21 protein-coding genes, 3 pseudogenes and 1 riboswitch are annotated in these 26,505 nt (G+C 70.0%); of the genes and pseudogenes, 5 read left to right on the forward strand and 19 right to left on the reverse strand.

Annotated elements, in window-relative coordinates:
* Window positions 1–33 precede the first annotated feature (33 nt).
* Together LJ657_RS48185 and LJ657_RS22525 are read right to left on the reverse strand one after the other, a co-directional pair.
* Window positions 34–969 carry a M56 family metallopeptidase gene (locus LJ657_RS48185; RefSeq protein ID WP_308117071.1) on the reverse strand — a complete coding sequence of 312 codons (936 nt, stop codon included), beginning with the start codon at window positions 967–969 and terminating at the stop codon, window positions 34–36.
* A 13-nt stretch (window positions 970–982) separates the two neighbouring features.
* Window positions 983–1,369 carry a BlaI/MecI/CopY family transcriptional regulator gene (locus LJ657_RS22525; protein WP_232650536.1) on the reverse strand — a complete coding sequence of 129 codons (387 nt, stop codon included), beginning with the start codon at window positions 1,367–1,369 and terminating at the stop codon, window positions 983–985.
* A gap of 459 nt (window positions 1,370–1,828) precedes the next feature.
* Between LJ657_RS22525 and LJ657_RS22530 the strand changes: the two genes are divergently transcribed.
* Window positions 1,829–2,845 (forward strand): DNA-directed RNA polymerase subunit alpha, encoded by a 1,017-nt coding sequence (locus LJ657_RS22530; protein ID WP_232650537.1) that lies wholly within the window; start codon window positions 1,829–1,831, stop codon window positions 2,843–2,845.
* Here LJ657_RS22530 and LJ657_RS22535 read toward each other — a convergent pair.
* The 4 genes and pseudogenes from LJ657_RS22535 to LJ657_RS22550 form a co-directional block, all read right to left on the reverse strand.
* A pseudogene (locus LJ657_RS22535) lies at window positions 2,751–2,954 on the reverse strand (hypothetical protein); the annotation flags it as partial. The gene LJ657_RS22530 and the pseudogene LJ657_RS22535 sit on opposite strands and share 95 nt — an antisense overlap.
* A 537-nt stretch (window positions 2,955–3,491) precedes the next feature.
* A complete protein-coding gene (locus LJ657_RS22540) occupies window positions 3,492–3,671 on the reverse strand; it encodes a hypothetical protein (RefSeq protein WP_232650538.1) in 180 nt (59 codons plus the stop codon).
* Between the two features lie 962 nt (window positions 3,672–4,633).
* On the reverse strand, window positions 4,634–5,128 hold the full coding sequence (locus LJ657_RS22545; RefSeq protein WP_232650539.1) for a DUF2218 domain-containing protein: 495 nt from the start codon (window positions 5,126–5,128) through the stop codon (window positions 4,634–4,636).
* A gap of 131 nt (window positions 5,129–5,259) precedes the next feature.
* On the reverse strand, window positions 5,260–6,819 hold the full coding sequence (locus tag LJ657_RS22550; protein WP_232650540.1) for a hypothetical protein: 1,560 nt from the start codon (window positions 6,817–6,819) through the stop codon (window positions 5,260–5,262).
* A gap of 200 nt (window positions 6,820–7,019) precedes the next feature.
* On the opposite strand from LJ657_RS22550, the pseudogene LJ657_RS22555 reads away from it, so the two are divergent.
* A pseudogene (locus LJ657_RS22555) lies at window positions 7,020–7,243 on the forward strand (IS5/IS1182 family transposase); the annotation flags it as partial.
* A gap of 190 nt (window positions 7,244–7,433) precedes the next feature.
* On the opposite strand, the gene LJ657_RS22560 reads toward LJ657_RS22555, so the two are convergent.
* Window positions 7,434–8,660 carry an MBL fold metallo-hydrolase gene (locus LJ657_RS22560; RefSeq protein WP_232650541.1) on the reverse strand — a complete coding sequence of 409 codons (1,227 nt, stop codon included), beginning with the start codon at window positions 8,658–8,660 and terminating at the stop codon, window positions 7,434–7,436.
* 285 nt (window positions 8,661–8,945) lie between these two features.
* On the opposite strand from LJ657_RS22560, the gene LJ657_RS22565 reads away from it, so the two are divergent.
* Together LJ657_RS22565 and LJ657_RS22570 are read left to right on the forward strand one after the other, a co-directional pair.
* Window positions 8,946–10,124, forward strand: coding sequence for a Glu/Leu/Phe/Val dehydrogenase dimerization domain-containing protein (locus LJ657_RS22565; protein ID WP_232650542.1), 1,179 nt, complete (start codon window positions 8,946–8,948; stop codon window positions 10,122–10,124).
* A 180-nt stretch (window positions 10,125–10,304) separates the two neighbouring features.
* Window positions 10,305–10,925, forward strand: coding sequence for a TetR/AcrR family transcriptional regulator (locus tag LJ657_RS22570; RefSeq protein ID WP_308117072.1), 621 nt, complete (start codon window positions 10,305–10,307; stop codon window positions 10,923–10,925).
* A 125-nt stretch (window positions 10,926–11,050) separates the two neighbouring features.
* Here LJ657_RS22570 and LJ657_RS22575 read toward each other — a convergent pair whose 3' ends face one another.
* The 4 genes from LJ657_RS22575 to LJ657_RS22590 form a co-directional block, all read right to left on the reverse strand.
* Entirely contained in the window at window positions 11,051–11,836 is a 786-nt protein-coding gene (locus LJ657_RS22575) for an SGNH/GDSL hydrolase family protein (RefSeq protein WP_232650733.1), read from the reverse strand.
* A gap of 161 nt (window positions 11,837–11,997) precedes the next feature.
* Window positions 11,998–12,705, reverse strand: a complete 708-nt coding sequence (locus LJ657_RS22580) for a DUF6250 domain-containing protein (protein ID WP_232650543.1) — start codon at window positions 12,703–12,705, stop codon at window positions 11,998–12,000.
* A gap of 218 nt (window positions 12,706–12,923) precedes the next feature.
* Complete coding sequence (locus LJ657_RS22585; protein WP_232650544.1) at window positions 12,924–13,835, reverse strand: M23 family metallopeptidase; 912 nt, start codon at window positions 13,833–13,835, stop codon at window positions 12,924–12,926.
* Window positions 13,836–13,839: 4 nt separating this feature from the next.
* Window positions 13,840–14,007, reverse strand: a riboswitch (cyclic di-AMP (ydaO/yuaA leader).
* Between the two features lie 307 nt (window positions 14,008–14,314).
* Entirely contained in the window at window positions 14,315–16,384 is a 2,070-nt protein-coding gene (locus LJ657_RS22590) for an alpha-galactosidase (protein ID WP_232650545.1), read from the reverse strand.
* Between the two features lie 170 nt (window positions 16,385–16,554).
* On the opposite strand from LJ657_RS22590, the gene LJ657_RS22595 reads away from it, so the two are divergent.
* The gene (locus tag LJ657_RS22595; RefSeq protein ID WP_232650546.1) at window positions 16,555–17,352 is read left to right on the forward strand and encodes a tyrosine-protein phosphatase; all 798 of its coding nucleotides are present in this window, start codon (window positions 16,555–16,557) and stop codon (window positions 17,350–17,352) included.
* Between the two features lie 32 nt (window positions 17,353–17,384).
* Here the strand turns inward: LJ657_RS22595 and LJ657_RS22600 are convergent, their stop codons facing one another.
* From LJ657_RS22600 to shc, 8 genes and pseudogenes are all read right to left on the reverse strand, one after another.
* Window positions 17,385–17,510, reverse strand: coding sequence for a DUF6126 family protein (locus LJ657_RS22600; protein ID WP_016431350.1), 126 nt, complete (start codon window positions 17,508–17,510; stop codon window positions 17,385–17,387).
* Window positions 17,507–18,158, reverse strand: a pseudogene (locus LJ657_RS22605) (helix-turn-helix domain-containing protein). Before LJ657_RS22605 ends, LJ657_RS22600 begins: the two are co-directional and overlap by 4 nt.
* A gap of 85 nt (window positions 18,159–18,243) precedes the next feature.
* On the reverse strand, window positions 18,244–19,629 hold the full coding sequence (locus LJ657_RS22610; RefSeq protein ID WP_232650547.1) for an aspartate aminotransferase family protein: 1,386 nt from the start codon (window positions 19,627–19,629) through the stop codon (window positions 18,244–18,246).
* Window positions 19,626–21,560, reverse strand: coding sequence for a 1-deoxy-D-xylulose-5-phosphate synthase (dxs, locus tag LJ657_RS22615; RefSeq protein WP_232650548.1), 1,935 nt, complete (start codon window positions 21,558–21,560; stop codon window positions 19,626–19,628). Before dxs ends, LJ657_RS22610 begins: the two co-directional genes overlap by 4 nt.
* A gap of 27 nt (window positions 21,561–21,587) precedes the next feature.
* Window positions 21,588–22,745, reverse strand: coding sequence for a flavodoxin-dependent (E)-4-hydroxy-3-methylbut-2-enyl-diphosphate synthase (ispG, locus tag LJ657_RS22620; protein ID WP_232650549.1), 1,158 nt, complete (start codon window positions 22,743–22,745; stop codon window positions 21,588–21,590).
* Window positions 22,746–22,749: 4 nt separating this feature from the next.
* The gene (hpnH, locus tag LJ657_RS22625; protein WP_232650550.1) at window positions 22,750–23,772 is read right to left on the reverse strand and encodes an adenosyl-hopene transferase HpnH; all 1,023 of its coding nucleotides are present in this window, start codon (window positions 23,770–23,772) and stop codon (window positions 22,750–22,752) included.
* Window positions 23,773–23,777: 5 nt separating this feature from the next.
* Entirely contained in the window at window positions 23,778–24,419 is a 642-nt protein-coding gene (locus tag LJ657_RS22630) for a 5'-methylthioadenosine/S-adenosylhomocysteine nucleosidase family protein (protein ID WP_232650551.1), read from the reverse strand.
* A complete protein-coding gene (shc, locus tag LJ657_RS22635; RefSeq protein ID WP_232650552.1) occupies window positions 24,419–26,425 on the reverse strand; it encodes a squalene--hopene cyclase in 2,007 nt (668 codons plus the stop codon). The genes LJ657_RS22630 and shc overlap by 1 nt, the downstream gene beginning before the upstream one ends.
* Between the last annotated feature and the right edge of the window lie 80 nt (window positions 26,426–26,505).

Below are 26,505 nucleotides of genomic sequence, written 5' to 3' on the forward strand. Positions count from 1 at the left end.
CGCCCCAGCGGGCCTCGCTCCCCGCCGAACCTGTCACCGCGTAGGCAGCTGCGCCCCGACGGCATGGGCGTGCATCGCGGCCTCGAACAGCCGTTCCCTGTCGTGCGCCGTGACGGCCAGGCTCACGCAGCACGCCGCCATCAGGACCGCGAACGCCGCCATCACACCGCCTCGACGACGTACCGGCGGAGCCAGCAGCGCCTGCACGCGCTGGGGCACCGGGCCGCCGGTCGCGGCCAGTGCCGCCTGCCTGGCCCGGCTCGATGCCAGAGCTGCCCTCGCGATCGCCCGAGCGACCAGCGGCCGGTCCGCCACCGCGGCCCCGGCCTCCTCGTCCGCCCACCGCTCCACCGCGAACGCCCCTGCCCGCTCCACCGGCCGCAGCAGCGGATTCAACGCCGCCATCAGATGCAGCACCAGCGAAAACAGGTGATGCCGATGCCGCAGATGCGCCCGTTCGTGGGCCAGCAGAGCGCCTTGCTCCGGCCCGGCCAGCAGCCGCAGCATCCCGGAGGAGACGACCACCCGCCCCGGCAGGCCGAGCACGGCGAACGCAGCCGGCACCGGATCATCGACCACGGCCAGGTCCCCGCCCGCCGCGATGTGCCGGCACTCCCGCCAGGCATCGACCAGCGCACGCCCCCTGCGCCAGGAAGCCACGGTCAGGCTCACTATCAGCGCCAGGACCACCCCGGCGCACACCGCGGCGACCATCCGGCTCACCGGATCCTCCGCCGCCAGCACACTCACCGACCACGGCCCCTGGGCCGCCACCAGCGGCACCTGGCCCACAGCGGTGAACGCCAGGATCGCCAGCTCGGTCACCCAGGTACCGGCCGCCACGACCGCCGCGCACACCATCGCCCACGCCCCCGCACGCGGCGGCATCCGGCGTCCCGCCCACGGCGCCCCCAGCGCCAGCACTGCGCTCACCAGCAGCGGCAGATACATCGGCACCGGCCAGAACACGCCTCACCACCGCTCAGACAGAAGAGTCGCCGTGCAGCAACTGTTCCAGCAACTGCTCATCCTCCACCGACAACTCCGACACGAACCGCGCCAGCACGGCCGCACGGTCCCCGCCCTCCTCCAGCAGCGAGTGCATCCCCGCCGCCGCATGCCCCGCCTGATCATCCACGGGCGCATACACATGGCTGCGACCCTCCCGCTGCCGGGTCACCAACCCCTTGTCGCACAGCCGCGTCAGAATCGTCAGCAGCGTCGTATACGCGGCGTCGGGCACCTGCTCCTGGACCACGGTCGCGGTCACCGGCCCGCCGGCTGCCCACAGGGCGGCCAGCACCTCACTCTCCAGCTCACCCCGCGCACGCCGCCCGCCCTCCCCCCGGCCGTCCTTACCGCCCGTCACCTGGCACCTCCCTCGCTTAGTCGGCCAGGCCATCTTCGACTCTTCAAGCTACTACGAGACGTAGAAACACGGCCACCATGATCACGCGGCCGTTTCGAACGGCCACACAGGCCCGCATACACGTCGAACAAGCGGCCTGGTGGGTCGTCACACTTTTCGGCCGCCAGCACGCCATCCGGGAGGTTGACTGCGCGCGTCACGGCCAAAGCCATGCTCACGACATCACCCGCCCCGTGGCCACGCATGCCTGCTTGGCCGTCCTGCGCCCGGGATTTGGACGTGGGCAATGCTGAAACGGCCGTGGGGCAGCGGGCGCGAAGGAGGCGCGAAGCCTCCTCGCCGGGTTGGGAAGTCGGCCCGTTCGGCGTCTGCGAAGACCGTATCGCCCGTATCGCCCGTACCCTTCGTGGTGTCCACGGCGTCACATAGCAGGCGCCAAACCACTGGAGGCAACACCTCGTGCTGATTGCTCAGCGTCCCTCTCTGACCGAAGAGGTCGTCGACGAGTTCCGCTCCCGGTTCGTGATCGAGCCGCTGGAGCCGGGCTTCGGCTACACCCTCGGCAACTCCCTGCGTCGTACGCTCCTCTCCTCGATCCCGGGTGCGGCGGTCACGTCCATCCGTATCGACGGCGTCCTGCACGAGTTCACCACCGTGCCGGGTGTCAAGGAGGACGTCACCGACCTGATCCTCAACATCAAGCAGCTGGTCGTGAGCAGTGAGCAGGACGAGCCGGTCGTGATGTACCTGCGTAAGCAGGGTCCGGGTCTGGTCACCGCCGCCGACATCGCGCCCCCGGCCGGTGTCGAGGTGCACAACCCCGACCTGGTCCTCGCCACGCTCAACGGCAAGGGCAAGCTGGAGATGGAGCTGACGGTCGAGCGCGGCCGCGGTTACGTCTCCGCCGTGCAGAACAAGCAGGTGGGCCAGGAGATCGGCCGTGTCCCGGTCGACTCCATCTACTCGCCGGTGCTGAAGGTCACGTACAAGGTCGAGGCGACCCGTGTCGAGCAGCGCACCGACTTCGACAAGCTGATCGTCGACGTCGAGACCAAGCAGGCGATGCGTCCCCGTGACGCCATGGCCTCCGCCGGTAAGACCCTGGTCGAGCTGTTCGGTCTCGCCCGCGAGCTGAACGTCGACGCCGAGGGCATCGACATGGGCCCGTCCCCGACGGACGCCGCCCTGGCCGCTGATCTGGCGCTGCCGATCGAGGAGCTGGAGCTCACCGTTCGGTCCTACAACTGCCTCAAGCGTGAGGGCGTCCACTCCGTGGGTGAACTCCTGGCGCGTTCCGAGGCCGACCTGATGGACATCCGCAACTTCGGTGCGAAGTCGATCGACGAGGTCAAGGCGAAGCTGGCCGGCCTGGGCCTGGGCCTCAAGGACAGCCCGCCCGGATTCGACCCGACTGCCGCCGCATTCGGCGCGGACGACAACGCGGACGCGGGTTTCGTGGAGACCGAGCAGTACTGAACGCAGCGCTGCGCCGGTCATAGAGACACTTCGCGTACGGGGAAAGGAGAACCTCCACGCTGTTTCCTGCCCACTGGGCGACCTCGGCCGGGTCCGCACCCGCGCACAAAACCTGGCGAAGGCAGCCGACGACAAAGCGGGTCTTCGACTTGAGCGGTGCGCGCCTGATGTGGGCTGGAGTGCGCCCTCGGTGCGCCTGCGCCCCCTTGAGCGGCCACGGCTGTGGGTGGAGCCGGCCTCCAGGCCCGCGCCACGCCGCGTGTGGTGGCGGCGGAGCTCTGTACATCGACCCGGCCAACCGGCCCGCCGACGCCCTCGGCACCGTACGAACCGGTATTCCACTGCTGGTCGGCGGCCCGTCGGCGCGCGGCGGCGACGATGACGGTGACGCACAGCGCCTGGGGCGGCGTGTTGGCCCGCGCCCGAGGGCATTCACGAAATCACTCTGCTGGGTGCGGGAAGACGCCATGGGCCTGGATGACGCTCTACCGCGGCCTGGCCCCGGTCGGCCGTCCTTGATGCGGCGTGTCTACTGACTGCAGCAGGGCGCTGCCGCTCGGCCGACGCGGTGGCGCCGACAGACGCCGGGCTACGGGTTCCTCTCGAGCGCGGCGTCCGGGCCGGCTCCGGCTCCGCGGCAGGGAGTTCACTGTCGAGTCGGGACGTCGTCCGCCCGCTCGCCCTCCGCTTGAGATGGTTCGGTCCTGGGCACGTCCGGGTGCTGTCCCGCGGTGCTGCGCTCGCCTGGCTCGTCGCGCTCTCCCTCGGCCTGCGACGGGGTATGCGCGTACAGCCAGCGGTCGTAGTCCGAGGCTCCGGATTGCATGATGGGCCTCCTTGGCTCGCTAACCCCATGGTCCACCCCCGGCTGTGACGAGGCGAGAGAAGTGTGAGCAACGGGGCAATTACGCGCCGCCATCATCGCTGCACGCTACGCGGGTGACGACGAGGAAGCTTGAACAGCGGGCGTGGACGTGGTTTCTGGTCATGTCGTTGGACCGGGGACCGTCAGCTGTCTCTGCCGCGGTTGCGGTGAGCCCCTTGACCAGTGCGTTCGGCGCACAGCTTCCGTGTGCCCCCGAGGCTGCCGGTGCAGGCGTGTCTCGGCGTCGGGCGAGGTTCAACCGCCGCCGACAGCATGCGGCGCAGACCGAACGGCCTGCTCGTCGGACGATCCGACCCGGCCGCGTCCGGCCCTCAACCCTGCGGGGGCCAGGAGACAACGCCGGCGCGCCACACAGCAGCCTCCCGGACGAAGATGGGAAGGAGGAGCGGAGCAATGGCACGGATGTACGCCGACGGTGATGACTTGGTCGTGCACCTGGCATGGCGGGAAAAGGCCGCCGCGCGCCGCGGCGACGTGCGCGTGCCGCTGACGGCGGTGTGCCGGGTGACGGTCGAACCCGACTGGTGGCGCGCCCTGCGCGGAGTCCCGCAGCGCGGCGTCTGGATTCCAGGGGTCCGGTGCATCGGCACGCGCAGCCACCACACCGGGCTGGACTTCGTGGCCATCCGGTCCGGCAGACCCGTCGTGTGCGTCGAACTACGGCCCGCTGCCCCCTTCCGTTTCCTTGCTGTGTCCCTTCCAACCCGTGCGGAGGCGAAGACCACAGCTCAATGGCTCGGCCGAACCGCGCCGAGGATCGACACGTCCACGCCTTGGCGGCAGCCGCTTCCGGTACCCGAGGAGAACTCCGCCCCGGCGACGTCGGGCACCTCGCCAACACCCCCTCTCACATCTCCTCCGTGCGTGCGCGATGCTTGAGCGGCTGTCCGGCACAGCCGTGCTCAGCGGCCCGTCGAGGCGCGGCCGCGACGGATGGCGAACCCGCCCAGGAGCGCAACCTCCAGCAGGACCACAGCCAGGAGGCCGCCGCTGGCCCAGCCGGTCCACCGCCAGTTCGACAGGAGGACACTGCCGAGCCCCAGGTGTACGGCGAGAACGATTGCGACGACGGTCACGACGCCCACCACGTTGAGGTGACCGCGGCGCGGCCCGGCATCCCCTTGCGGCACCTGGGCGTCGTAGAGGGCGGCTTCGGGAGAAAGCGCGGGGGCGTCGGTTGCCTGCCAGTTCACCTGCATCCCGTCGCGTCGGCCAAACCTCTCGACATGCCCGGCGACAAGGTCCTGCAGCCGCCTCAGTTCCTCCTCTCCGAGAGCCTCGACCCTCACCGCCAGCACGCCCGAGGCGGCCCGCAGGGTGATCCGACCCCAGGGAAGAGCGACGTATCCCTCGGTGTCGGACCACTCGACCTGTGCCTGATCCGCCGCAGCACGCATCTCACGCAGAGTGTTCCCATCGCCGCCTGGATGGCCGTGCAGGCGTTGGCCGAGGTGGCGGGGGCTACCGCGCCGACGGCGGTTTTCCACCACGAAGCGCAGGTGGGCTTTGCCACGCCGGGGCGGCGGCGTCAGCGGCCGCCCCGCGGCCGCGACCTCCGCGCTGCCAGGAACACCAGCGCGCCGCCCGCCACCAGCAGGACGGCGGTGCCCGCCCGCAGCAGGACGCCGTCCGCGCCCGTGGCGGCGAGCCGACCGCCGGTCGTCGTCCCGCTGCTGGTTCCCGCCCCGGAGCCGGACGAGCTCGCGGCGGCTGTGGCCGACGGGGACGCGGACGCGCTGGGCGACGGGCTGGACGTCGCCGAGCCAGTGGCCTTCACCGCGATCGCCGCGGTGTCGTTCGCCGCGTCGTCGTCACGATTGGGGTACTCGGGGTTCTCCACCGCCCGCACGCTGCCCCGCGCGCCTGGGACGACCCGGTCGATCCGCACCGTGAACTCCTGGGTCACCAAGTCGCCCGGCCGGAAGTCCGTGCTGCCGATGTCGCAGGTGTAGCTCTTCGCGCCGGCCTTGCGCGGTGTGCAGTTCCACAGCGGGCCGGGGTCGCCCTGCTCGCCGGGACCGGGGGCGCCGGTGATGGTGGTGCCGGCGGGCGGGGTCACCACGAACGTGCCGGAGTTGTCGGCGTCCGCCCAGCGGAAGCCCATCCGGCCCGGCCCGTTGTTCCGCACGCCCACGGTGATGCTCACCGTCTCGCCGACCTTGCCCTCGACCGTGTCACCGAGCGCCTGGTAGTCGGCGTGCTGGGTGGTGGCAAAGGTGCCGTACCCGGAGCCGGTGAATCCGGAGCCGGAGGCGACGGACTTCAGGCCGAGCGGCGCGCCGGCGCCGGTCCCGGGGAAGTCGGACGGGTCGAAGGAGTCGGGCGCGGTGCCGCCGACCGGCCACACGACGTAGGTGTTGTAGCCGTACATCGTGTCCTTGGAGGCGGTGTAGCGAAGCGGCGCGCCCGTCTCGTAGGCCGCGCCGGGCGCGACGGGGGTGTCGAATCGGCACCAGGCGCCGACGTCGGGCCCGTCCGAGTAGTGGCAGTTGGAGTGGTCACGGGCGAGCGAGACGCCTTCTGAGTCCTGCACCAGCAGCATGATGCCCTTGTCGGCGGGGGCTGTGCCGGTGTTGGCGAAGGCCGGGGTCCGCTCGAAGACGGCGCCGGGCGCGATGCCCTTCAGCGCCGGGTAGGGCCGGCTGACGAGCTTCGGCCCGCCGACCAGGACGTCCGTCTTCCCCGTCACGCCGGCCGCGTCGGAGGCTGTGGCGGTGTAGGTGATGGCACCGGTGTCGCCCGCCTTGGCGGCCGCGGTGGGCTTCAGGAAGAACGGGTCGATCGACTCCCTGCCCGACAGCGGGCCCACCTCGCACCTCACCTTCAGGGTGCCGGTGCTCACGCAGTCCCCCGTGACCACCATCGTCGCCTTCCCGGCGAGGGACGACGCGTCGACCGCGACCGAGACGTCATGGGCGTCCCCGCCCGAGGCGGTGATGCCGAGGCCCAGGTTCGGGCCCTCGCCCTCGGCGGGGAGGTAGTAGTTCTCCTGGGCGTCCAGGACGAGCGTCGTTCCGGCGGCGTGCGCGGCCGGGGTTGCGACCGCCAGGGCGGCGGTCGTTAAAGCGGCGGCCGCCGCTGTCCTCAATGTTCTGCGTATCGTCAGCACACTACGTGGACACGTCAGAACACCGGAAGGTTGCGCCCGAGCGTCCGTCAGCTGACGGACGGGGCCAGCGTGGCTGCGAACTCCTCCGCCCTGGCCAGTTGGGTGCGCAGACCCCCGACACGCCGCTAGGCGGCCTCTTCGAAGCCGCGGATCCGCTCCAGCACGTCCTCGCGTTCCTCGCCGGAGGCCACGTTCCCTACCGCCGCCGGTGGGAGACGCTTTCTACAGGCCAGCAGGCCAGCAGGCCAGCAACCGATCCCATGCGAAGATCCGTGCCCGCGTCGAGCAAGCCGTTGCCGCCCCCAAGTCCTGGCGGCTCCTCCGCAAGCTCCGTTGCTCGACTACCCGGATCACGGACCTCATCCGGGACGTCCTGTGCCTGCATCTGGCCGGCTCAGCCTGAGGATGGAAAACACTCACTGTTACTCACACACTCGCGCCCGTGCGGCAGGCGAAGGGCAACGGCCGGAACTCCGACGCCCCTTCTCGCCTCCGCCGACGCGGCGGCCCGTCGACAACCCGCAGAGCCTGCTCCCGCTCGGCCTGCGTCATCGCCGCAAGGGCTTCCCTCACTCGCCTCAGCTCTTCGACGCTCAGCCCTCGCCCACAAGGTCGAGGTCGTCACGTGACGCCATCGGCATGATCTCCGGAACAGGCCACCTGCGGTTCAGCGGCAGGGACACATCCCGCCACCAGGGGCGCGTGGGGAGGACTCCAGCAGGTTCGAAGGGCTGGCCTGGAACAGGGACGGCGACCGCCTGCCCGACCGCGTCGGCTGCGGCCAGCGTCCACTCCCCCGGCTCGGCCCAGGGATGAAACGAGAGGTTGAATGTTCCCCAATGGATCGGCAGCATGACCCCACCCGGCCGGCCTTGCTGCAGGTCGAGGTGGCTCTGGACCCCTTGCGACGGGTTCATGTGAATGTCCGGCCACGCGCCCGGCAGTGGCGTGGAACCCGTGTGGTTCTTGGGCCAGAAGTCGGAGTACGCGCCGATCTGGATCATCGTGGCGTCGAAGGGCCCGTGCTCGGCGCCGATGTCCTTGAAGCCGTCGAAGTAACCGGTGTCACCGCTGTGGAAGATGCGGTGCTCGTCCCCGGCGACGGACCAGGAGGCCCACAGGGTGTGCTGGGTGTTGCGCAGGCCGCGGCCGCAGAAGTGGCGGGCCGGGGTCGCGGTCAGGGTGAGACCGCCGACCTTGGTCGCCTCGTGCCAGTCCAGCTCGCGGAGCCGGTCGGCGGACACACCCCAGTGTTCGAGGTGGGCGCCGACGCCGAGGGGCACCGCGAACAGCGTGTCCGTGTCGGCCAGTGCCTTGATGGTGGGCAGGTCCAGGTGGTCGTAGTGGTCGTGCGAGATGACGACGACGTCGACCGGGCCGAGCGCCGCGATCGGTAGCGGCGCCGGGTGCAGGCGCTTGGGTCCGACGAAGGAGAACGGGGAGCAGCGCTCGCCCCACACGGGGTCGAAGAGCACCCGGTGCCCGTCGATCTCGGCGAGGACGCTGGAGTGCCCCATCCAGGTCAGCCGTAGTCCGGTGGCCGGCGGCTTCGCGATGTCGGCGAGCGTCGTGGGGTGCACCGGCACCGTGCCCCTGGGGGCGCGCCGGGGGCGCTCGTCCTTGTCGAAGAAGACCTTCGCGAAGTCCAGCGCGGAGCCGGAGGGCCGGGTCCGGGCGGTGCCTCCGGGATTCTGGAAGACCCCGTCCTTGAAGTGCGGTGATCTGCGGATGCGCGCGAGGCGCTCACCGCTCGGATCCGCACCGAAGCCCGCGGGCTGCAGCGCGCGGAGCCCGGAGCTCAGGGAACGGAAACCGGACACGGTACCTCCAGGTGGAGTGGACGAGGCATTCCATTATGGTCGGCCCCTCCGACAACACCCGTGTCGTCCGGTCCGTGCGGGCTCATTCCAAGGAAAGCCCAAGGATTGCCCACCGATCGGTGAACCGCGGACCGTCGGCGTCCATTCCCGTCACCAGCCGGCGCCGAGGTGATCGATCCGCCCGTTGACAGGGGGTGCCCCGATTCCGATACTGACTGACGATTCAGTAAACGGGGACCTTTGCCCCAGCCGCCCCCCTCTGATGACCATCCGCGAGGAGATCGCATGACCGCCCCCCTGATGTCGGTCACCTGGACCGACCACCTCACCGGTCGCCAGGGCTTCCTGGTCGTCGACCGGCTGGTGCGCGGCGTCTCCAGCGGCGGACTGCGCATGCGCGCGGGCTGCACCCTCGATGAGGTGGCGGGCCTCGCGCGCGGGATGACCATGAAGGAGGCGCTGCACTACAACCCCGAGGGCCGCTACGTCCCCCTGGGTGGCGCCAAGGGCGGCATCGACTGCGATCCCCGGGACCCGGGGGCGTACGAACTCCTGGTGCGCTACCTGCGGGCCATGAAGCCGTACGTCGAGAGCTTCTGGACCACCGGGGAGGACCTCGGCCTGACCCAGGACCTGGTGGACCGGGCGGTGGCCGAGACGGGGCTCGTGTCGTCCGTCCAGGCCGTGTATCCGCTGCTCGACGACGAGACAGCGGCGCGGAGACGGCTGACGGACGCGTTCGCGATCGAGGTGGACGGCATCGGGCTGGACGAACTGGTCGGCGGGTGCGGGGTCGCCGAGTCGGCGCTGGCCGCCCTGGACCGGGCGGGCGTGCCGTACACGGGAACACGGGTCACCGTGCAGGGTCTGGGCACCATGGGCGGGGCCACGGCGCGTTTCCTCGCGCGCGCGGGGCTCACCGTGGTCGCCGTCGCCGACATCAAGGGCACGATCGCCAACCCGGCGGGACTGGACGTCGAGGCTCTGCTGGCCGCGCGGGACGGGTACGGCACCGTGGACCGTGCGGCCCTGCGCCCCGGTGACCGCGAACTGCCCGGCGACGCCTGGCTGTCGGCCGAGGCGGAGCTGCTCGTGCCGGCGGCCGTCTCGTACGCTATCGACACCACCGACCAGGAGCGGATCACCGCCCGCTGGATCGTCGAGGCGGCCAACATGCCCGTACTGCCCGAGGCGGAGGAGCTGCTGACCGCGCGCGGGGTGACCGTGCTGCCGGACGTGGTCGTCAACTCCGCGACGAACGCATGGTGGTGGTGGACCCTGTTCGGGGACATCGGCCCGGACGCGGAGGAGGCGTTCGCCCACACCCGCCGCTCGATGCGCGCCCTGACCGAGCAGATGCTGGTCCGCGCGGAGGCCGACGGGACGACCCCGCGGGCGGCGGCGCACGCCATCGCCGCGGACCGGCTGCCGGTGATCGCGGAACGGTTCGGCTGGTACCGGTGAGGAAGGTCCCGCCTCCGCGCCGAACATCTCGGTGCCATCCTCGGCGCTGACATCTCGGACGCCCGGGAGAGCTGGGCGGTCGGGCACAAGCAGGTGTACGGCCGCACCGCGCACCCTCTCGAACCCGCCAAGTGCCGACCTCGCCCCGCGTCACCAGCGGCGACGGAATAGGGTGACGGCGTGGCGAGAGTGCGGTTGAGCGTGGCCGAGCGGCGCGAGGAGTTGCTGCGGGCCGCCATCGGGCAGATCGAGGCGCGGGGTGTGGCGGCGGTCAGGATCGCCGACGTGGCCTCGGCGCTCGGCGTGAGCAACGCCCTGGTGCTGTACCACTTCTCCACCAAGGAGAAACTGGTCGCCGCCGCGTTCACCTTCGCCGCCGAGGACGACCTCGGGCATCTGCGCAAGCTTCTCGGCCGCCGTACGACGGCGCTGCGGCGACTGCGGTCGGCGGTGCGCTGGTACGCGCCGACGGGACAGGCCAAGGGCTGGCGCCTGTGGATCGAGGGCTGGGCGGCGGCGCTGCGCGAGCCCGCGCTGCAGGAGGTCACGCGCGACCTCGACAAGCAGTGGAAGGCGGCGATCGCCGAGGTCATCGCGGAAGGCGTGGCCGCGGGCGAGTTCCGCTGCCCGGACCCGCACGGCGCGGCGCTGCGCCTGACGGCCCTGCTGGACGGGCTCGCCGTGCAGCTGACGTCGTACGCCGGTGCGGTGTCGCGGGCGCGGGCGCAGGAGTGGGTGGACGAGGCGCTGGCCCGGGAACTGGGGCTGGAGCGGGCGTCGTTGACGGCTGCGGAGCGCTGAGCCCCCGCACTCGGCGGGGGCTCGAACACTCAGGCACCTTCTCCCCCCCCGCCGAAGCGAGGGGCACGCGCAAGCCATCTCGAACAAGCCCGACTCAGACAGTCCGAGAGGGCCTCAGACCGGCCTCAGACCACTGAAGCGATCCGCATCTTGATGTCGTCCGGCGACAGTGCGCCCTTCGCCGTGACGTGGTCCCCGGACGACTCGCCACGCAGTCGGCGGCCGATCCACGGCACCAGGTACTCGCGCGCCCAGTGCACGTCGTCCCGTCGCACCTCGAGGGTGCCGCGCGGCGGGAGCGGCGGCCAGGGCTGGTCGGGGTCGGCCGGTACCTCAAGACCGAGGACCTGCCCGGCGCGCAGCGCCACCCGCGTGTGCCCGTCGGGCGAGAGATGGAGGCGGTCGCCGTCCCACGCCCTGCGGTCCTGAACCGTCTTCAGGGACCACAGGTCGAGCACGGGACAGCCGTACCTGTCGGCGATGGCCCGGACATGACCGTTATAGGTGGCGATCTTGCCGCGCAGGTGCTTGAGCACGGGGACGCCACGGGTGTCGAAGCCGGTGGTCACCAGGACCGTGCCGGCGACTTCGGTGAGCCGGACGATCGCCCGCTCGAAACGCTCGGCGACCTCGTCGGGGTCGGTACCGGGACGGATGATGTCGTTGCCGCCCGCACAGAAGGAGACCAGGTCCGGCGCCAGTTCGACGGCCTGCGGGATCTGGTCCTCCACGATCTGGTCGAGCAGTTTGCCGCGCACGGCGAGGTTGGTGTAGCCGAAGTCGCCCTCGGGTCTCAGGTCCGCGAGAAGAACTGCGAACCGGTCGGCCCAGCCGACGAATGCCCCGTCGGGGCCGGGGTCGCCGACGCCCTCGGTGAAGCTGTCCCCCACCGCGACGTACGACCCGATCACTGCTCTGCTGTCACTCTTCGAATCGTCTGCCACGTCGACCATGATTCACCTTCGAATGTGACCTACGCGACCGTAGGAAAGGGTTGACCCGCGGTGAGATAAGCCACTTCTAAAGTGTTCGCCAAGCCCGGAATAAGCCTCCGATCAGGGGCGTTGAGGCGTCAGCGATGTTGCGGGGTGAGCCGCAGGACCCTGAAGTCGGCGATCCGGAAATGGCTCCAGGTGGTCCGGAAGGCGAAGTGCCCACTTGTGTACGGCTCCTGGTCGGTGTAGTCGAAGACGAGCCGCCCGTTGTTCCACCAGCGGACCGTCGAGCCGTCGGAGACGATGCGGACGCGGTTGGGTTCGTTCGCGACGAGCAGTGGCTCCGGGTAGTCGTAGATCAGCGGGCGGACTCCGGCCTCGCCGACGTAACGGCGCAGCCGGGTCGTGGTGTTGGTGTTGGCGCCGTAGCCCACGTAGTACGTCCTGAGGTAGTCGTACTCGGCCAATGCCCCGCCGCGGCGGGTGCCGAAGAGGTCGTCCGGGGAGCGGACGTCGGTGGCGTTCCAGAAGTTGTTGAGGTCGGACACACGGTCGTTGACGCCCCCCTCCGAGACGGGCGTCGCCGTGTACTCGAGGACGTACGGCCCTTCGAGCCGCTGCTTGAACCAGACCGTCGCCCCGGCGGGCACGTCCACCTCCAGCACCCCCCGGCAGGCGGTGACGGTGCCGCCCTTCTCCAGTTCGACCACCCACTGGCGAAGTCCGTGACGGAAGTCGTCGCGGGCGATGAGGCGGCCACGGGGCGAGGCACTGGCGACCGGGGCGAGGGAGGCCAGCGCGGCGCCGGCGGCCAGGGCTCCGAATGCTCTACGGGTGCTCGTCACGGGAGGTGCTCCTTGGGGGCGAGGAAGGCACAGAAAGCGCTTACACCGGTACGGAGATCACTGTGCCCCGACCCTGCCCTCGCTGTCGACACCCCTGCAGCCCCTGCCACAAGAACGCAACACGGCAGCCCGACCGCAGCCGGACACACCGAAGGCCGGACCCGGGGATGGAGGTCCGGCCTTCGGCAGCGTGTCAGGCAGGTGGTTCTGAGGTGATGTCAGCCGACGCCGACGCCCTTCGAGCGGAGGTAGGCGACCGGGTCCACGTCGGAGCCGTAGTCCGGCGTGGTGCGGATCTCGAAGTGCAGATGCGGGCCGGTCACATTGCCGGTCGCGCCGGAGAGACCGAGCTGCTGGCCCTCGGTCACGGTCTGGCCCGCCGAGACGGAGATCTGGGACATGTGGCCGTACTGGGCGTAGTAGCCGTCGGCGAGCCTGACGACGACCTGGTTGCCGTACGCGCCGCCCCAGCCCGCGGAGACGACGGTGCCCGCGCCCACGGACTTGATGGAGGTGCCGGTGGGGACGACGAAGTCGACGCCGGTGTGGTACCCGCTGGACCACATGCTGCCGGGCACGTGGTAGCCGGTGCCGACGGTGCCGCCGGTCACCGGGAGGGTGAAGCCGGTGGGGGCGGACTCGGAGGCCTTGGTGGCGGTCGTCCTGTCGGCGGACGAGGACACCTTCGAGGAGGACGAAGAGGAGGGCGAGGAAGACGACTCGGTGGTGGTGGTCGCGGCCTTGCGGCCGAGCGCCAGCTTCAGGCCCGGGTGGATCAGCGACGGGTCGTCGCCGACGGCGCGGCGGTTGTCCGAGTAGAGCCTGTGCCAGCCCCCTCTGACATGCTGCTCGTCGGCGATCTTCGAGAGGTAGTCGCCGGCCCGCACCGAATAGGTTCGCACGCCTGCATTCCCGGCGGCGCTCTTCTCGGCCGCCTTCTTCTCGGCGGCCGGAAGGGACTGGACGGCCTTCTCCGAAACCGACTGGGCGGCGGACTGAGTTGTGGCGGCATGGGCGCCGGTGGCCCCCATGAGCGGGAGAGCGAGTGCGGCGCCACCGGTTCCGGCGACGGCGATGGAGCGGGTGAAGCGCTGGGGCTTCGGGCGGCGGTGCTTACCCTTCGCGGGCATGACGAATTCCTCTCCGGCGCCTGCGAGGTGAGCTGTCGGGTGCGGGCTGGAGATGCCCGGCCGCGCATGCGACGCGGCTTTACCCCTAGCCGTTCCGGAGACCGGAACAGGCGGTTGTACCTGTGGGTCCCCCGCTCCTGCCGTTCACGGGTGAGTTCTGCGGGCACCGGGCGGCGGCAGGATTGGGCGTCCGTCCGGATTGGTGGCGAACGTAAGCGACCAAGACGCAAAGGAACAAGTGACGGTTCCCTGTGAATGCGTTTCTGTTGATCCCTTGAGAGAAATCCGAGTAACCCTGCGTGAATTCCGGGGTGATCGTCTTACCCAAACACCCTTGTCGAGTAGGCGAATTACGTGGACATGACGCGCCACGCACCGTCACGGATATGACGCTCCTCACGTGCCCCCATTCCAGAATCCCCTATTCCGGAGCGAGTTGGAAGGAAGAGGCCGAAGAAGCGCCAATCCGGACAGAAGGCTCAGATGCGCCGCAGGCGGAAAACTGTCGCGTCCAGGTCACCGCGCAACCCGGTACGCAGTCCGTGATGCAGCAATACGGCACCCCGATGAATTTCGCCTGTTTCGCGGCATTCGTACGAGGCTGCCGGGTCAAGGCCCCGAAGTCGCAGGGAAGGTACGGGTTCGCCGTGGCTCTGCGCCTGGAGCCAGGCGAGGACGACCGCCTCGTCCCCGCGCACGTACTGCACCGCACTCAGTCCGCCCCGCGGAGGCCGCAGCCGGTAGAGGTCCCCGTGCTGCACCAGCGGCCGGATCTCCTTGTAGAGCCCCACCCACTCACCGGCTTCGGTGAGCTCCTCCTCGGTCCACCGGGTGAGGTCCCCGCCGACCCCGAGCACGCCCGCCATGGCGCTCACGAACCGGAAGCGCAGCGAGCTGACCCGGCCGTTGAGCTGGGTGTTCGGGCTGTCGGTGACCCAAGCGGCCATCACGCGCGCGGGGTGGATCTGACTGAAGCCCTCCTGGATGGCGAGCCGGTCGAGCGGGTCGGTGTTGTCGGAGGTCCACACCTGGTCCGTACGGCTCATGATCCCGAGGTCGATACGGCCGCCGCCGCCCGAGCAGGACTCGAGGGCGACATGCGGGTGAGCCGCCCGCAGCCGGTCCAACAGGGCGTACAGGGCACGGACATGATCGACCCAGAGGCGCTGCGGGTAGGCCTCGCCGGGCCAGCCCGCGTCGGTGAAGCAGCGGTTGAAGTCCCACTTCACGTAGTCGATCGGGGCACTGGAGAGGAGCGCGTCGAGCTGCTCCCAGAGGTATTCCTGAACGTCCTCCCGGGCCAGGTTCAGCACGAGCTGGTTGCGGAGTTCCGTCCGCTTTCGTCCCGGCTGGAACTGCACCCAGTCGGGGTGGGCGCGGTAGAGATCGCTGTCCGGGTTGACCATCTCGGGCTCGACCCAGATGCCGAACTGCATTCCGAGGGCGTGCACATAGTCCGCCAGGGGCTTGAGGCCGTTGGGGAAGCGGTCCCTGTTGACCGTCCAGTCGCCGAGTCCGGCGCGGTCGCTGGTGCGCCTGCCGAACCAGCCGTCGTCGACCACGAACAGCTCGACGCCGATCGCCGCGGCCCGCCGTGCGAGGGTTCCCTGCTGCTCCTCGGAGATGTCGAACTCCGTGGCCTCCCAGGAGTTGTACAGCACCGGCCGGTCCCGGTCGGCGTCCGGGATGACGTACGCGCGCTGGTAGGCGTGCCAGGCGCGGCTCGCACCGCCGAAGCCGCCGTCGCTCCACAGCCCGGCGAAGACAGGGGACGTGTACGACTCCCCCGGCTCCAGGCGCAGCAGCCCGGAGTCGTCGTAACCGGCGCCGCCGGTGATCTGCACGCGCGCGTCCGGAAGTTGCGCCACCGCGATCCGCCAGGACCCCGACCAGCCCAGGGCGCAGCCGTAGACCTCGCCGCGTTCCTCGGTGGCGTCGGTGTCGAGGGCGACCCAGGGCAGGTGCTGGTGCCCGGTGTGGCCGCGGCGGCTGCCGATGATCTTCTCCCCGTAGGTGAGAAGCGAGGCGGTCAGCCGGGACTCGGCGGCCCAGCGGCCGTGCAGCTGGGACAGCCGCCACTCCTCGCGCCCGGGCAGCGTCCAGGCGGCGGAGTCGGCCCGCAGCAACTCCAGGGCGGGCCCCTCGTTGTCGAGGGTCACCCAGCGTTCCACGACGTCGTGCCGCATCCGGTAGTGCAGGGTGATGGCGAGCCCACCGTCCCGGAAGCCCAGCCGGAGGTGGTCGCCCTCCGCCTCGTACCTCTCGAAGCGCCACTCGGTGCCGCGCCGCTCGTCGGTGCGTACGGACAGAGCGGGCCGTACGAAGCGGGGGCCGCCCTCGACCGGGTACTCCTCGTATCCGTCGAGCGGCGCCTCGAAGGGCCGGTAGTCGGGCAGCGGGCGGACGGCGAGGGCCTCGGCGTCGGCCAGCGCGATACGGGGCCCCCAGTGCAGGTGCAGGAGCTCGTCGTCCTCGGTGAGGTGAACGGCGTAACTGCTGGCCGGCCCTGAGAGAAGCCACGTACGGCCGTTGTCAGCGATCTCCAGCATCAAGCCCTCACACTTCCGAACAGGTCCGATCAATCGGCAACATCATCAAGGCATGACAGGCCTGGTCGCAACGCCTGTGGACAACTCATTGCCTCAGGAATCCATGTCGTATCGTCGGGAGGGTGCCCGTCGACGAGCCGCGCCGGACGGGCGGACTGGGAGGAGCCCCCGTGACGCAGCAGATCCCGTCGACCGAGCCCGAGCTGGCCGGAGTCCGCAATTTCCGTGATGTGGGTGGACTTCCGACCGTGGACGGACGGCGGGTGCGGTACGGGGTGCTGTTCCGCAGCGGACACCTGGCGCACGCGACCGAGGAGGACGCCGAGTTCCTGTCCTCCCTGGGGCTGAACACGATCTTCGACTTCCGCAACGCGGCGGACCAGAAGCTGGAGGGCCCGGACGTCGAGCTGCCGGGCGTGCTCAATGTGAACCTGCCGCTGTCGGACCCGGCGGACGGCTCCGGTTTCTGGAAGATGGTCCGGGACGGCGAGATCGACCAGCTGCGCGAGCTCCTCGGCGACGGCAAGGCGGCGAACCGCATGGTCGTCTCCTACCGCACGATCATCAAGGAGCGCACCGCCGAGCACGCGCGCGTACTGCGCTCGCTCGCCGAGGACAGTGTGCCCGCCCTGATGCACTGCGCGGCGGGCAAGGACCGTGCGGGCCTGTCGATAGCCGTGACACTGCTCGCGCTGGGCGTCGAGCGCGAGGCGATCGTCGCGGACTACCTGGAGTCGAACGCCAAGCACCGCCGCTACAAGGTGCACCGCAGCAGCAGCTCCGCCTCGGCCTACTCCCCCGAGGTGATGGAACTGCTCAACCCTCTGTTCGAGGCGCGGGCCGAGTATCTGACGGCGGCCTTCGAGACGATCGAGGAGACGTGGGGCGATGTCGACACGTACCTGGAGCAGGGTCTGGGGCTCACGCCGGAACTCCGCGAGCTGCTGCGCGAGCGGCTGCTGGACTGAGCCGGGCCGGCACCTTCGACCGAGGCGTCCCGCTACTTCGCCCCGATCTCGAACAGCAGGTAGATGAAGGCCGCGAAGAGGTGCCCCACCGCGATGTAGATGATCAGACGGACCCACAGGGCGCGCGGGAACTTCTCCTCCATGTTGCTGTTGCTCATGGCGTCTCTCCGGTGATCGGGCCCAGGCACAGCGTGGCCGTGGGGCTCTGCAGAAGGGTGTGGACGAACAGGAGCTCGACGCCGTCGGGGTCCTCGGCGGCGATCCGGTGCGGAGTCAGCGAGTCGAAGTGGGCGCTGTCGCCGGGGGCGAGCCGGTGCGTGGTGTCCCCGAGGCGCAGCCGCAGCCGCCCTTTGAGGACGTACAGCCACTCCTCGCCGGGGTGCACGCGCACGATGTCGCCCTGCGAGCCGTGCGGTACGTGGACGCGCAGGGCCTGCATACCGCGGCCGGGCGCGCCGGCCTGGAAGTAGGTCCAGCCGCCGGCGGCGGTCGGTTCCATGTCGGCGGCGCGTACGACGGCGTCCCGGTCGGCGGCCGTTTCGCCGAGCAGCTCGGACACCGTCGTACCGTAGATGCGAGCGAGGGCGAGCAGCATCGGCAGCGACGGCTGGCGCCGGCCGGTCTCCAGCCGGGAGAGATGTGCCGCCGAGAGTGCGGCGGCGCGGGCCGCGGCCTCCAGCGTGAGGGAGGCCGCGGCGGCGCAGCGCGCGCAGCTGGGGTGCCACGGCGGGCAGGATGTCCTCCGGCCCGGCCGGAACACCCGCCGCCGCAGGTCCGGTCTCGGGCCCGGTCTTGGGAGAGCTCATGCTCTCCATTGAGCCGGAGCCTTGTCTCAGCGGCAAATTTCTTGCCTCAGAGGCAAAGACCTCTCGCTGGGCCTCGCCGCGACGGCTACCGGTTGGCGACCGCCTGCTTCACCAGTGTCCGGCTGAAGTCCCACATCAGTCCGCCGCCGCTGTGCGCGTCATCCATGACGGCGGTGAAGGCGTCGACGAACCGGTCCACGTCCTGCTTCCCGATGGTCAGCGGCGGGATCAGCTTGATCACCTCCAGGTGGTCGCCGGAGACCTGGGTGAGGATCCGGTGCCGCTGCAGCAGCGGTACGACGACCATCTGTGCGAACAGGCCCTTCCGCGCGGCCTGGAGCATCGTCCAACGGCTGCGCAGCTTCAGCGACTTGGGCCTGCCGAACTCGATGCCGATCATCAGGCCGCGGCCGCGGACGTCGGCGAGCAGCTCGTACTTGTCGATCAGTGCCGCGAGCCGGGACTTCAGCTGCTCGCCGGTCGCGCGCGCGCCCGCGACGACCTGCTCGTTCTCCATGACGGACAGGACGGCGAGACCGGCCGCCATGGCCTGGGCGTTGGAGCCGAAGCTCGCCGAGTGGACCAGCACCCGGTCCATCGAGGAGTAGACCTTCTTGAAGATCCAGTCCTTGCCGAGGGTGGCGCCGACGGGCACATAACCGCCTGACAGGGCCTTCGCCACGCACACCAGGTCCGGCTCGACGCCCTCTTCATGCTGGTAGGCGAAGAAGTCACCGGTCCTGCCCAGTCCCGTCTGCACCTCGTCGGCGATGAGCAGCGCCTTGTGCTTGCGCAGCAGGTCCTGGGCTGCGCGCAGATAGCCGGGCGGGGTCTCGTGCACGCCCTTGCCCTGGATCGGCTCGACGATCAGGGCGGCGACGTCGCCCTTCTTCAGCTCCCGGGCCAGGGCGTCGAGATCGCCGAGCGGTACGGCCGTGTCGGGCAGCAGCGGGGCGAAGCCGTCGCGGAAGCCGTCCTCGCCGTTGACCGACAGCGATCCGGTGGTCAAACCGTGGAAGGCGTGGTCGCAGTACAGGATGCGCGGCTTCCCGGTGGCGTACCGGGCGAACTTCAGCGCGGTCTCCACCGCCTCCGTACCGCTGTTGCCGAAGAACACGCGGTCCAGGTGCGGGCTGTGCGTGAGGAGCTTCTCCGCGAGCAGCCCGGGCAGCGGCTGGCAGTCGAAGCGGGTGAGGTCGGCGAGCTGTGCGTCCAGGACGTCGTGCAGCGCCTTGCGGACGACGGGGTGGTGGCGGCCCAGGCCCATCACCCCGAACCCTGCCAGCATGTCCAGGTAGTCGTTGCCGTCCGCGTCCCAGAAGTGGGCGCCCTCGGCGCGCTCGTAGACCTTGTCGAAGCCGATGGTGTGCAGCATGCGCGGGAGCTGGTGGTTCAGGTACCTGGTGTGCAGCTCGTAGCGCTCGGCTCCGCGCTCGGCCAAGAGTGCGCCGAGGTCGAACTCCTTGGTCATTCGGCCTTCTCCTTGAGGGTGCCGTCCAGCTGTTCCTTGACGGCCAGGGTGTCCTCGGCCTCCTTGACGGCCAGGCTCGCGCTGATCCGCCCGGCCACCTCGACCGGCGTGAGCCCGATGTCGGCCAGCACCTCCCCGCGCTTGGCATGCGGGAGGAACTGCTCCGGGATGCCGAACCGCCGTACGGGGACGTCGACGTCGGCGTCACCGAGCGCCAGCGCCACCGCGGCTCCCACCCCGCCCGCACGGCTGTTGTCCTCGACCACGGCCACCAGCCGGTGCTCGGCGGCGAGGCCCGGCAGCGACGGGTCGACCGGCTTGACCCAGCGCGGGTCGACGACGGTGCACGCGATGCCGCGCGCCTCCAGCAGCTCTGCGGCCTGAAGGCAGACGGGTGCCATCACGCCGACGGAGACCAGGAGTACCTCGGGGGCGCCCGGGCCGCGGTGCAGGACGTCCAGCCCGCCCACCCGGTCGACCGCCGGGATCTCCGGACCGACCGACTCCTTCGGAAAGCGGACCAAGGTCGGCGCGTCGTCGACCGCGACGGCCTCCCGCAGCTGCGCCCGCAGCTGGTCGGCGTCGCGAGGCGCGGCGATTCTGAGCCCCGGCACGACCTGGAGGATCGACATGTCCCACATGCCGTTGTGGGAGGGTCCGTCGACACCGGTGACGCCGGCCCGGTCCAGCACGAACGTCACCCCGCAGCGGTGCAGCGCCACGTCCATCAGAAGCTGGTCGAAGGCGCGGTTGAGGAAGGTGGCGTAGACGGCGAAGACCGGGTGCAGCCCGCCGGTCGCCAGACCCGCCGCGGACACGGCGGCGTGCTGCTCGGCAATCCCCACGTCCCACACCCGGTCGGGGAAGCGGGCGGCGAACTTGCCGAGCCCCACCGGGTGGAGCATGGCCGCCGTGATCGCCACGACGTCCTCCCGCTCCTCCCCGATCGCTGCGATCTCGTCGCCGAACACCGAGGTCCAGGAAGGACCGTTGGAGGGGGCGAGGGGCTCGCAGGTGAGCGGGTCCATCACGCCGACGGTGTGGAAGTGGTCCTCCTCGTGGGCGATCGCGGGCTCGTAGCCGCGACCCTTCTCCGTCAGGCAGTGGATGAGGACCGGTCCGTGGAAGCGCTTGGCGCGCCGCAGCGCCGACTCGACGGCCCCGATGTCGTGCCCGTCGATCGGGCCCACGTATTTCAGGCCCAGGTCCTCGAACATGCCCTGCGGGGCGAACGCGTCCTTGAAACCCTTCTTGGCGCCGTGCAGCGACTCATAGATGGTGTTGCCGACGACGGGCGTACGCAACAGCACGTCCTTGCCCCAGGCAAGCACCTTCTCGTACGAGTCGGTGGTGCGCAGGGTGGCCAGGTGGTTGGCGAGCCCCCCGATGGTCGGCGCGTACGAGCGCTCGTTGTCGTTGACGACGATGATCAGAGGCCGGTCCTTGGCGGCCGCGATGTTGTTCAGCGCCTCCCAGGCCATGCCGCCGGTGAGCGCGCCGTCACCGATCACCGCGACGACATGGCCCTTCTCGCCCTGTACCTGGCGCGCCTTGGCGAGGCCGTCGGCCCAGCCGAGCGCGGTGGAGGCGTGGCTGTTCTCCACGATGTCGTGCTCGGACTCCTCGCGCGAGGGATAGCCGGACAGGCCGCCCTTGCCACGCAGCTTGGAGAAGTCCTTACGGCCCGTCAGGATCTTGTGTACGTAGCTCTGATGACCGGTGTCCCAGACGATGCGGTCGACGGGCGACTCGAAGACCCGGTGGAGCGCGATGGAGAGTTCCACCACCCCCAGGTTGGGCCCGAGGTGTCCGCCGGTCCTCGCCACTGCATGTACCAGGAACTCCCTGATCTCTTCGGTCAGTTGACCGAGTTCCGTCTCGGACAGCGCCTTCAGGTCGCGTGGTCCCCGGATGTTCTCCAGAATGGTCACGCTCGGGCCCCCTTCGGTCCGTGCTGTTCAACTCACGGTGACGGCCGGCTCCCCCGACCCGACGCCGTCCTGTTCCATCTGTTCGGCGATCTTCATGGCCTCTTCGATGAGGGTCTCCACGATCTTCGACTCGGGGACCGTCTTGATGACCTCGCCCTTGACGAAGATCTGGCCCTTGCCGTTGCCGGAGGCGACGCCGAGGTCGGCCTCACGGGCCTCACCGGGGCCGTTGACGACGCAGCCCATGACGGCTACCCGCAACGGGACCTCCATACCGGTCAGGCCCGCCGTGACCTCCTCGGCCAGCTTGTACACATCGACCTGGGCCCGCCCGCAGGACGGGCAGGAGACGATCTCCAGGCCGCGCTGCCTGAGGTTCAGCGACTCCAGGATCTGGTTACCGACCTTGACCTCCTCGACCGGCGGGGCCGAGAGGGAGACACGGATCGTGTCGCCGATGCCCTGCGAGAGCAGCGCGCCGAAGGCGACCGCCGACTTGATCGTGCCCTGGAAGGCGGGGCCGGCCTCCGTCACACCGAGGTGCAGGGGGTAGTCGCACTGGGCGGCGAGCTGCTTGTACGCCTCGATCATCACGACCGGGTCGTTGTGCTTGACCGAGATCTTGATGTCCCGGAAGTCGTGCTCCTCGAAGAGCGACGCCTCCCACAGAGCCGATTCGACCAGAGCCTCCGGAGTCGCCTTGCCGTACTTCTGGAGCAGACGCCGGTCGAGGGAACCCGCGTTGACGCCGATACGGATCGGGGTGCCGTGGTCCTTGGCGGCCCGCGCGATCTCCTTGACCTTGTCGTCGAACTGCTTGATGTTGCCCGGGTTGACGCGGACCGCGGCGCAGCCCGCCTCGATGGCCGCGAACACGTACTTCGGCTGGAAGTGGATGTCCGCGATCACCGGGATCTGCGACTTGCGGGCGATCGTGGCGAGCGCGTCCGCGTCGTCCTGCGTGGGACACGCCACCCGCACGATCTGACAGCCGGACGCGGTCAGCTCCGCGATCTGCTGCAGGGTCGCACCGATGTCGGACGTACGGGTCGTGGTCATCGACTGCACCGAGACCGGGGCCCCGCCCCCGACCGCCACCGGCCCGACATGGATCTGCCGCGACACGCGCCGCTCGGCGATCGGACGGGCCGGCACCTCGGGGACGCCCAAGGAGATGGCGGTCATGACGTCACTCCCGGTTTCCGGAGACCGTCTCGCGCATCGCGCGCAGGGACTCCTTCAGGGACCCCATGGTGGCGAGGACGGCGGTGGGCTCGTAGCCGCAGTGCGCCATGCAGTTGGCGCAGCGCGGGTCCTTGCCGCGGCCGTACTTGTCCCAGTCGGTGTCCTCGATGAGTTCGCGGTACGTCGGCACGTACCCGTCGCTCATCAGGTAGCAGGGGCGCTGCCAGCCGAAGAGCGAGTAGTTCGGGATCGCCCAGGCGGTGCACGGGAAGTCGACCTTGCCCTCGAGGAAGTCGAGGAACAGCGGCGAGTGGTTCAGCCGCCACTTCCTGCGGTTGCCGCCCGCGAAGGCCTTCTTGAACAGCTCACGGGTCTGCTCCACGCCCAGGAAGTGCTCCTGGTCGGGCGCCTTCTCGTAGGCGTAGGCGGGCGAGATCATCATCTCGTCGACCTTGAGGTCGTCGTTGAGGAAGTTGAGCACCTCGATGATGGTCTGCGGGGTGTCCGTGTTGAAGAAGGTCGAGTTGGTGGTGACCCGGAAGCCGCGCCGCTTGGCCTCCTTGATCGCCTCCACGGCCTCGTCGAACACGCCCTCCTTGGCCACCGACTCGTCGTGCCGCTCGCGCAGCCCGTCGATGTGCACGGCGAAGGCGAAATAGGGAGAGGGCTTGAACTTGTCCATCTTCTTGCGCAGCAGCATCGCGTTCGTGCACAGGAAGACGTACTTCTTCCTCGCCACCAGCTGCCGCACGATCTCATCGATCTGAGGGTGCATCAGGGGCTCGCCGCCCGCGATGGACACCATGGGGGCACCGGATTCGAGCACCGCCCCGACGGCCTGCGCGACCGGCATGCGCTGCTTGAGCACACCCGCCGGATGCTGGATCTTGCCGCAGCCCTCGCACTTCAGGTTGCACGCGAAGAGGGGTTCCAGCTCCACGATCAGCGGAAACTTGTCCCGCTTGCGAAGCTTCTGTTCAGCCAAGTACGTAGCGACCTTGATGGACTGACGCAGCGGCATGGCCATCTGGCTCACCTCCTGGGGAGCAGCAAAGAACGGTGCCATTCGAAGAAAGCTGGAAGCACGGCACGAAGGACGCGGAAAGCTGATATTCCACCGCGGACCGTGCCGATTCGAACAAGTTCATGTTCAGGAGCGTCCACGACCACCCGCACGGCCGCAACCGGGCGCGCGCCGGTGCGCACGGCGCTCAGAAGCGTCGCCGCGGACTCCATGTCGACCGCGATTGCGCCGGTCGCGAGCAGATCCGACCGTTCGTGACCCCGTACGACGTGATCGGAGCCGGTGACGGGGCCGGTGTGGACGGTGCGTCCGGGCACGGCACGTCCGAGCTCCTTGACCAGCAGGTCGGTCCCCACGCACGGAACGGTTCCTTCCGGATCACGGGTCTCCTCGGCGACGACCAGGTCACCGGGGTGCATGCCGGGCGCGAGTCCCGCACAGAAGCCGGTGGCCAGCACGGCCGCCGCACGCCAGGCCGGGTCCGCGAGCATCCGGGTGACGGAGCGCTCGGCCGCCTTGGGCCCCATGCCCGTACGGAGCATGGTGACGGGCCCGCCGGCCCCGCCGCGGTCCCCGGCGCGCAGGGCGAGGTGCTCGATGCCGAGCGCGCATGCGATCAGCAGCGGGGCCGGGGCGGGCCGGGTGCTCATCAGCCCCCCTTGGCCTCGGCGAGAGGCCTCTTGCTGAAGGGCTCACCGTTGACGTACCGGCCGAGTGCGGTCAGCGGGAAGACCTGCCGGTAGAGGTGGTAGTTGATGGAGAAGTCCCAGGGGAAGCCGGTGCCGGTGAAGTACGGCTCGTCCCATGAACCGTCGTCCTGCTGGGTGACCGCGAGCCACTCGACACCGCGTTCGACGGCCTTGGAGTCCTGCTCCCCGGCCGCCAGCAGCGCCATCAGCGCCCACGCCGTCTGCGAGGCGGTCGAGGCGCCCTTGCCGCTCCACTCCTTGACGTCCTTGTACGAGCGCAGGTCCTCGCCCCAGCCGCCGTCGTCGTTCTGCACCGACTCCAGCCAGGCCACGGCCCGCCGGATCGCGGGGTGCGAGGCGGGGAAGCCGGCCGCGACGAGGGCGGGTACGACGGATCCGGTGCCGTAGACGTAGTTGACGCCCCAGCGTCCGAACCACGAGCCGTCCGGTTCCTGCTCGGCGAGCAGCCACTCGATGCCCCGCCGGGTGCGCGGGTCGTGGGAGAGGCCCTCGACGGCCAGCATCTCCACCACGTGGGCGGTCACGTCGGCGGACGGCGGGTCGATGACCTCGCCGAAGTCGCAGAACGGCAGCCGGTTGGGGAAGGGGCTGGTGTTGTCGACGTCGAAGGCGGCCCACGCCCCGTTCTTCGACTGCATCCCGAGGTTCCAGCGCACCCCGCGTCCGATCGCCTTCTCCACCCGTTCCGGGTCGTGGTGCCGCACCCGGCGCAGGGCGAGGACGACCTCGGCGGTGTCGTCGATGTCGGGGTAGTTGTCGTTGTGGAACTCGAACGCCCAGCCGCCCGGCGGGAGCCCCGGCCGCTTGACCGCCCAGTCGCCGGGCCGGACGATCTCCTCGCCGAGCATCCAGTCCGCGGCCTTGACGAGCTGCGGATGGTCGGCGGGCACGCCCGCGTCGACGAGCGCGATGGTGGCGAGGCAGGTGTCCCAGACGGGCGACTGGCAGGCCTCGATCATCCGGGCCCCGTCCTCGCGCCACACGGCGAAACGGTCCAGCGACGCCAGTCCCTCGCGCAGCACGGGATGCTGGAGGTCGTAGCCCAGCAGATACAGGGCGATCACCGAGTACACGGCCGGCGGCTGGATGCCACCCCAGCAGCCGTCGTTCTCCTGCCGCTCGATGATCCAGCGGGCGGCGGAGTTCATGGCCGCCTTGCGCAGTCCGCGCGGCGCGACCTTGCGCAGCTGGTGCAGCGCCTTGTCGAGGCGCTGGAAGGCACCGTCCCAACTCGCCACCGGGGCAAGGGGCTTGGGCGGGTTCGGGAGGGCGGGGTCGATGTGCAGTTCGTCGAGCGGGAAGGGTGCGGGCCGTACCGGCCGCTTCGCGGACACGACCGTGAGCGGCACGATCGTCTGCCGGGCCCAGCACCCGAAGTCGTAGATGTTGAGCGGGACCCACTTGGGGAAGTAGATGAGCTCCGGCGGGAGTTCGGGCAGGTCCTCCCACTTCCACCAGCCGAACAGGGCGAGCCAGATCCGGGTGAAGACACGGGCCGCGGCGATGCCGCCCTGCTCGCGGATCCAGGCGGACGCCTTCGCCATGTGCGGGGCGTCCGGCGTGTCGCCCGCCAGCCGCAGGGCGACGTATGCCTCGATGGTGGTGGAGAGTTCGCCGGGTCCGCCGTAGAAGGTGGCCCAGGTGCCGTCCTCGCGCTGCTCGCCGCGGATGAACAGCCCGGCGGCGTGCGCGGTGTCCTCGTCCAGGATCCCCAGGAACTGCCTGAGGAGCAGGTCCTCGGCGTCCATGGTCACGTTGGTCTCGAGGTCGCCCTTCCACCAGCCCTGGGCGTCCTGCCGGGACAGCAGGAAGTCGGTGGAGCGCTGTGCGGCGCGTACGGCGGCATCGCGAACCCCCGCCGCCACGGGGCTCGTGCTGTCGGTTTCGCTGGCCGAGGCTGCCCGGGGCGGCAGGGCCCCGGTGCTTCCGTCGGTCGTCGCTGTCATGGCTTCCCCTTCGTGCAGTCGTTCACATCGTGCTGCTGTGGGTCCGCCGTCGGCCGGTGCTCGTGTTCCCGCGACACCGG

Source organism: Streptomyces guryensis (assembly GCF_021261325.1).
Classification (GTDB): Bacteria; Actinomycetota; Actinomycetes; order Streptomycetales; family Streptomycetaceae; genus Streptomyces; species Streptomyces guryensis.